The 6,154-nt window shown below is 70.6% G+C and carries 7 protein-coding genes (1 of these 7 running past the window's edge); 1 reads left to right on the forward strand and 6 read right to left on the reverse strand.

Annotated features, from left to right (window positions below):
* Positions 1-16: 16 nt before the first annotated feature.
* The 6 genes from JJ685_RS28625 to JJ685_RS28650 form a co-directional block, all read right to left on the reverse strand.
* Positions 17-577, reverse strand: a complete 561-nt coding sequence (locus JJ685_RS28625) for a hypothetical protein (RefSeq protein ID WP_201677801.1) — start codon at positions 575-577, stop codon at positions 17-19.
* A gap of 103 nt (positions 578-680) precedes the next feature.
* Positions 681-1,208, reverse strand: coding sequence for a hypothetical protein (locus tag JJ685_RS28630; RefSeq protein WP_201677802.1), 528 nt, complete (start codon positions 1,206-1,208; stop codon positions 681-683).
* A 143-nt stretch (positions 1,209-1,351) separates the two neighbouring features.
* A complete protein-coding gene (locus JJ685_RS28635; protein ID WP_201677803.1) occupies positions 1,352-1,702 on the reverse strand; it encodes a RidA family protein in 351 nt (116 codons plus the stop codon).
* Positions 1,703-1,728: 26 nt separating this feature from the next.
* Positions 1,729-2,772 (reverse strand): bifunctional Delta(1)-pyrroline-2-carboxylate/Delta(1)-piperideine-2-carboxylate reductase, encoded by a 1,044-nt coding sequence (gene lhpI, locus JJ685_RS28640; RefSeq protein ID WP_201677804.1) that lies wholly within the window; start codon positions 2,770-2,772, stop codon positions 1,729-1,731.
* Positions 2,773-2,787: 15 nt separating this feature from the next.
* Positions 2,788-4,725, reverse strand: a complete 1,938-nt coding sequence (gene ftsH / locus JJ685_RS28645) for an ATP-dependent zinc metalloprotease FtsH (RefSeq protein ID WP_236599365.1) — start codon at positions 4,723-4,725, stop codon at positions 2,788-2,790.
* A gap of 162 nt (positions 4,726-4,887) precedes the next feature.
* On the reverse strand, positions 4,888-5,964 hold the full coding sequence (locus JJ685_RS28650) for a hypothetical protein (RefSeq protein ID WP_201677806.1): 1,077 nt from the start codon (positions 5,962-5,964) through the stop codon (positions 4,888-4,890).
* Between the two features lie 131 nt (positions 5,965-6,095).
* Here JJ685_RS28650 and JJ685_RS28655 point away from each other — a divergent pair, with 131 nt between their 5' ends.
* Positions 6,096-6,154, forward strand: the 5' portion of a protein-coding gene (locus JJ685_RS28655) for a DUF3612 domain-containing protein (protein ID WP_201677807.1). 1,510 nt of this gene lie beyond the right edge of the window; 59 of the gene's 1,569 nt are visible here — the first part of the coding sequence; it begins with the start codon at positions 6,096-6,098; the stop codon falls past the right edge of the window.

Below are 6,154 nucleotides of genomic sequence, written 5' to 3' on the forward strand. Positions count from 1 at the left end.
GCAGCGGCGTAGTGCGCTACTCCTCCCCCACGTGCACCCAATCCCCCTCCGCCAGCCCCTGCACGAACAGCGCCACCTGCCTCAAGCGCCCGTGGCGCTGCGCCCAGAGCATGTGCTCACGAAAGCGCACGCGCTTCTCCAGGAAGGACAGGTTCGGCCATACGCCATCCCCCGGCGGTGGCTGCAGGTCCTCGAAACGGCGGCCTCCCAGCGACTCGTACAGTCGCGTCCACGGAACTTCCCGCGGACACACGCGGTTGTTGCGCCGTGCCACCGTCATCAGCAGGTCGGCGCTCAGCCGGCGGGCGCGCGCGAGATCCGGATCCGGTTCCGGTTCCGGTTGCGGATCCGGTTCCGGCTCAGGTTCCGCCGACGCGGCGACCGGCGCGCCGGCCAATGGAGCGGCCTCCGAGGGCCGGGTCGGCGCGAAGGCCGCGTCCAGCCGCTGCTTCTCGCTGTGCCAGAGTTCCCACAGCGACTGCCCACCCTCCTTCGCCTCGGGGCTGGGCATGGTGTAGGGCCAGTGGCCGCTTTGCCAGTCGTCGGTTCGCGGGCCGGGGCGGGGAGGGCGTGCCATGGGCGAAGCCTAGGGCGCCTGCCGGCGCACTGCACGGGACGCTTGCCCGGATTTCTTGCGGAACTAGTGCCCTGAACGAAGCGGATCCGCGGCGGAGGCTCGCTCAGTCATCGCCCATGTGCACCCAGTCGCCTTCGGCGAGGCTGCCCATGAACTTCGCCATTTCCGCCAGTCGCCCGTGCCGCTCGGCCCACTCCACGTGCTCGCGGAAGCGCAGGCGCTTCTGCAGCCCCGACAGATGCGACCACAGCCAGGGCTGCACCGGCGGGATCGGCAGGTCCTGCTGCCGGTCGCCACCGAGCAGGTCGTAGAGCGCCGCCCACTGCAGGGGACGCGGACAGACGCGGTTGTTGCGCCGCGCCACCACCATCAGCGTGTGCGCGTTCAGCAGGTGGGAGGGCTTGCCGGCCGGCAGCAGGTCCCCCAGGTCGCCCCCGGTGGACATCGGCGCGATGCTCGAAGGCTCCGTCGGCGCGAAGGCGAGATCGAGCCGGCGCGAGGCTTCCTGCCAGTGTTCCCACGCGGACTCGCCACCCTCCTGCGCATCGGGGGCAGGCGCGCGCGAATGCCAGTGCTCCTGGCTGCCGTTGCCGGCGCCGGTCCTGCCTTCGGAGATCCACTGACGTGCCATCGCTCGAGCGTACTCGCGGACCCGCCCGTGTCACCTGTAAGACCTGCAATCGATTGCTCACGCGCGCCCGCCAATCGGCTCTGCCGGTGACGATCCGTCACACGCTATCGTCGCGGCGACAAAATCGCACCAGCACGAGGCGCTTATGTGCCTGCGGCCGCGGTCACCACCACCTCGATCCGCCACTCCTTCCGGGCCAGCTGCGCCTGAACCGTCGCGCGCGGGGGCGCGTGGCCGGCCGGTACCCAGGCGTCCCAGGCCTCGTTCATGCCGGCGAAGTCGGCGAGGTCGGACAGGAAGACCTGCGCCATCAGGATGCGGGTCTTGTCGGAGCCGGCGCGCGCGAGCAGCCTGTCGACCGCGGCGAGCACCTGCCGCGTCTGGCCGCGGATGTCCTGCGTGGCGTCGTCCGGCACCTGGCCGGCGAGGAAGGCGATGCCGTTGTGCACCGCCATCTCGGAGAGGCGGCTGCCCACGTCGAATCTCTGGATCATGTCCCGGTCCCTTTCCTTTCCCGCAGTCACGCCTGCGTGCCCTCGTGCACCACGATGGCGGCAGCGAGGTCTTCGAGCGCGTTGCCCACCGACTTGAAGACGGTGCGCTCGGATTCGCTGGCGCGGCCGGAAACCTGTCCGCGCGCCAGCGCGGCCAGGGTGCCGCGCAGGTCCGACGCCGCGAACACGCCGCGCGCCATCGGGCCCAGCAGCTCGCCGCTCTTCTTCAGCGCCTCTTCGGTGTCGGCGTACAGCGAAGCGCCGGCGAAACAGGCGTCGTCCGCTTCGCGCATCGCGGGCGTGAAGCTGCCGATCAGGTCGAGGTGCGTGCCGGGCCGCAGCCAGGCGCCGTGCACGACCGGCTCGGTGGCCAGCGTCGCGCAGCTCACGATGTCGGCTTCGGCGCAGGCGGCGGCGAGGTCGGCCACGGCGTGCGCGTTCAGGCCTTCGGCGCGCCAGGCTTGCGCCAGCGCCTCGGCGCTCGCGGGCGAACGCGCCCACACCTGCACTTCCTCGATGGCGCGGACCGCTCGGTAGGCGAACGGCAGCTCGCGCGCCACCCGCCCCGCGCCGACCACCAGCAGCCGCCGCGCATCCGCGCGGGCGAGCCAGCGGGCCGCGAGCGCGGAGGCCGCCGCCGTGCGCCGGGCCGTGATCGCGTCGCCGTCCATCAGCGCCAGCGGCACGCCGGTGCTGCCGTCGTACAGCAGGTAGGTGGCATGCAGCCCCGGCAGCCCGCGCCGCGCATTGCCGGGCGCGATGTTGATGGTCTTCACGCCGTAATAGCGCCCCGGCACCCAGGCCGGCATGATCAGCGACGTGAAGAAATCGGAGAAATCCGGTTCGGAGAAATTGGGGTCAGATTCCAATTTCGTAGAGCGTTCGCCCTCGGCCTGCTGGCCGGCGGCGCAACCCGCCGCGGCGAAATTGGAATCTGACCCCGATTTCTTCACTTCGTGCACGTGGCGCGCGGGTACCTCGCAGCCGCGCGCGAACATGGCTTGCAGCGCCGGCACGAGGCGCGCATAGGGCAGGGCGGCCGCGGTGGCCGAGGCGTCGTGGATGCGCATGGCACCGGGAGCCTATCAGGCCTTCAGGGGCCGGCTCTGCAGGTCGGGCGCGCGGCCGAGGCCGGTGGCGTCCAGGATCTCCTGTTCCGACAGCGTTTCCTTCTGCAGCAGCGCCTGCACCAGCGCGTCGAGAGCGCGCCGGTTCACCTGGAGCAGGCGCCTGGCCTCGCCGTGGCATTCGTTGATGATGCGCTGCACTTCGGCGTCCACCAGGCTCGCCGTCTGGTCGCTGAAGGGCTTCTCGCCCATGTAGGCGCCGCCGGTGCCGAGGAAGGCGTTCTGCGCCGGCGCCAGCTGTACCATGCCCAGCACGTCGCTCATGCCCCAGCGCGTGACCATGTTGCGGGCCAGGTTGGTGGCCTGCTCGATGTCGTTCTCGGCGCCGGTGGTGCGCGTGCCGTACACCACCTCCTCCGCCGCGCGGCCGCCCAGCATGCCGATGATGCGGGCGCGCAGGTAGTCCTCGGGGTAGTTGTAGCGGTCCGTCTGCGGCCGCTGGTAGGTGACGCCCAGCGCCTGTCCGCGCGGCACGATGCTCACGCGGTGCACCGGGTCGGCGCCCGGCACCAGCAGGCCCAGCAGGGCATGCCCGCTCTCGTGGTAGGCGATGCGTTCGCGGTCTTCGGGGCCCAGCAGCAGCGGCCGCTCCGGGCCCAGCACGATCTTCTCCAGCGAATCGAGGAAGTCCTTGTGGTGCACCGAGGCCTCGTTGCGGCGCGCGGCGAGCAGCGCGGCCTCGTTCACCAGGTTCTTCAGGTCGGCCCCGGAAAACCCCGGCGTGGCCTGCGCGAGCTCCTCCAGGCTGACGTCCTCGGCCAGCGGCACCTTGCGCACGTGCACGTCCAGGATCGCCTTGCGGCCGGCCTTGTCCGGCAGGTTCACGACCACCCGGCGGTCGAAGCGCCCCGGCCGCAGCAGCGCGCGGTCCAGCACGTCGGGCTGGTTGGTGGCGGCCAGCACGATGATCCCTTCGCGGCCGGTGAAGCCGTCCATCTCGGTCAGGATCTGCTGCAGCGTGTGTTCCTGCTCGCTGGCGCCGCCGATCGCCATCTGCCCGCGGGCTCGGCCGATCGCGTCGACCTCGTCGATGAAGATGATGGCCGGGGCGTTGTCGCGGGCCTGCTTGAACAGGTCGCGCACGCGTGCCGCGCCCACGCCGACGATCATCTCGACGAACTCCGAGGCGCTCATGGAGAAGAAGGGAACGCCCGCCTCGCCCGCCACCGCCTTGGCCAGCAGCGTCTTGCCGGTGCCGGGCGCCCCGATCAGCAGCACGCCCTTGGGCGCCGTGCCGCCCAGGCGGGTGTACTTCTCCGGCGCCTTGAGGAAGTCGACGATCTCCACCAGCTCGTTCTCGGCCTCGTCGATGCCGGCGACGTCGTTGAAGGTGATGCGGTTCTCGGAGTCGGCGTCGTAGCGCTTGGCCCGGCTGCGGCCCATGCCGAAGATGCCGCCCATGCCGCCGCCGCCCTGCGCGGCCGCGCGCCGGTACATCCAGACGTAGAAGGCGATCAGCAGGATGGCGGGCCCGAAGCCGAAGAGCAGGGTGGACCAGGCGCTGCCCTGCTGGATCGGCACGGCGCTGATCTCCACGCTGTGACTGAGGAGGAAGCCCTCCAGCCCGCGGTCGAAGAAGGCCGGCAGTTCGGTGAGGAAGACCGAGGCCTGGCGCGCCGGCTGCCGGGCCTGGGCCCGTTCCGCGGCCGGTGCCTGCGGCGGCAGCTTCTGCTGCCGGATCTCCTCGGTCGGCCAGGTGACCGCGGCCTTGAAGCGGCCCTCGATGCTCGTGTTGCGGCTGTAGATGGCCGCCACGTTGCCCTTGGCCACCTCGTCCCGGAACACGGTGTAGGGGATGGTCACCGGCGCGTCGGCCGCCGGGAACAGGAAGCTCATCACCAGGTAGTTGACCAGCAGCACCAGCGCGAACAGCCCCCACACCTTGCGCGGCGGCATCTTCGCAGGCGGGCGGGTTCCGGTGGGGGGAGGAGGGCTGGGGGGCTGCTTGAAACCGTTCATGCGGGTGGCGCCAGGGCGAGGCAGTCCCGCATGATGCACTTCAATGGCGGCGCGCGGGTGGACAGCGCCACCCGCGCCAGTGTCATCGAAACGCCCGTCTCAGGCGGCGATGCGCTCTTCGCGCGCCAGCCGGTTGCCGCTCAGGCGGGCGTCGATCCGGCCGACGATCTCCTGCAGGTCGTGGTTGGACAGTCCGAGCTGGCCGGCGATGCGGCGCACCAGGGCATCGACGCGCTCGATGTGCAGCGCGCCGCCGTCCAGTGCGCGGGCGGCGGAGGACGGCTTCTTGAGCGAGGCCGCGGCCTGCGCGTACTTCTCGAACGGCACCAGGTCGGCGGGGTCGGCGCCGAGGCGGCAGCACAGGTCGGCCACCCACCCGTAGATCTCGCGCGAGCGCTCGAGGTCGCCGTGCACCGCTTCCTGGATCGGAATCATCCCCTGCGGGCGGATGCAGCGGTAGTTGCCGGTCATCAGCATCGGCCACTTGGCCAGCGGCACGAACAGGGAGTCATGCACCTTCAGCTTCACCGGGATGTCGTCCATCTCGCCGCCGATGCTGTAGCGCGCGTCCTCGATGTCGGACTCGAGCGCCCGCAGCAGCCGCGTGTTCGCCTCGCCGGCGAAGCGCGCGGCCTTGAAGTTGGTGGGCAGGCCCACCTGCAGCACGTTCTTGGGCTCGCCCGCCGGCCGGAAGGCCTGCGGGTCGGGGCTGGCGAGCGTCACCAGCTCGGGGTCGAAGGCGGCCCAGACCTCGGGATCGGTGTAGCAGTCCTTCAGCAGGTCCGGCTGGATGCGCGGGATGCGCCGCAGGTAGGGCAGCGGCGGCATGTTCATGATCGCCAGGCAGGGGATGCGCGCGCGGGCGATGCGCTGCATCAGCTCGCGCACGCCGTCCTCGCCGTACTGCGACTCCTGCATGCCGAGCACGGCGAGGTCGAACACCTCGGGCTGCACCTGGTCCGGCGTGGCGGCCTGCAGCACGCCGGGCAGGTCGCGCGAGGCGATCTCCACCAGGCCTTCCCGCCCCTTGACCGGGAAGCGAACCACCGTGCCTTCCCGGTTGATCAGCGCGGCCGTGGGCGCGGTGCACACCAGGCAGACCCGGTGGTGCGCCATCAGGAGCTTGGTGGCGAGGAGCGACCCGTAGGACGCCCCGAGGACGAGGATGGAAGCCATGCGATTCTCCGATGTTGAAAACCTGTGGCACGTGCCCGCGGGCCGGCGTTGAAGTCATTATGTGAAACGGGAGCCTGTAAATTTCACTAAGGAAATTTCACAGAGTTAATTTCACAGCGTATGCTGGACGGATGGCCCAGCACACCCGCAACACGCGCCTCCTCGGAAGCAAGCTGCGCACGCTGCGCAA

The organism is Ramlibacter monticola, assembly GCF_016722785.1.
GTDB lineage: Bacteria > Pseudomonadota > Gammaproteobacteria > Burkholderiales > Burkholderiaceae_C > Ramlibacter > Ramlibacter monticola.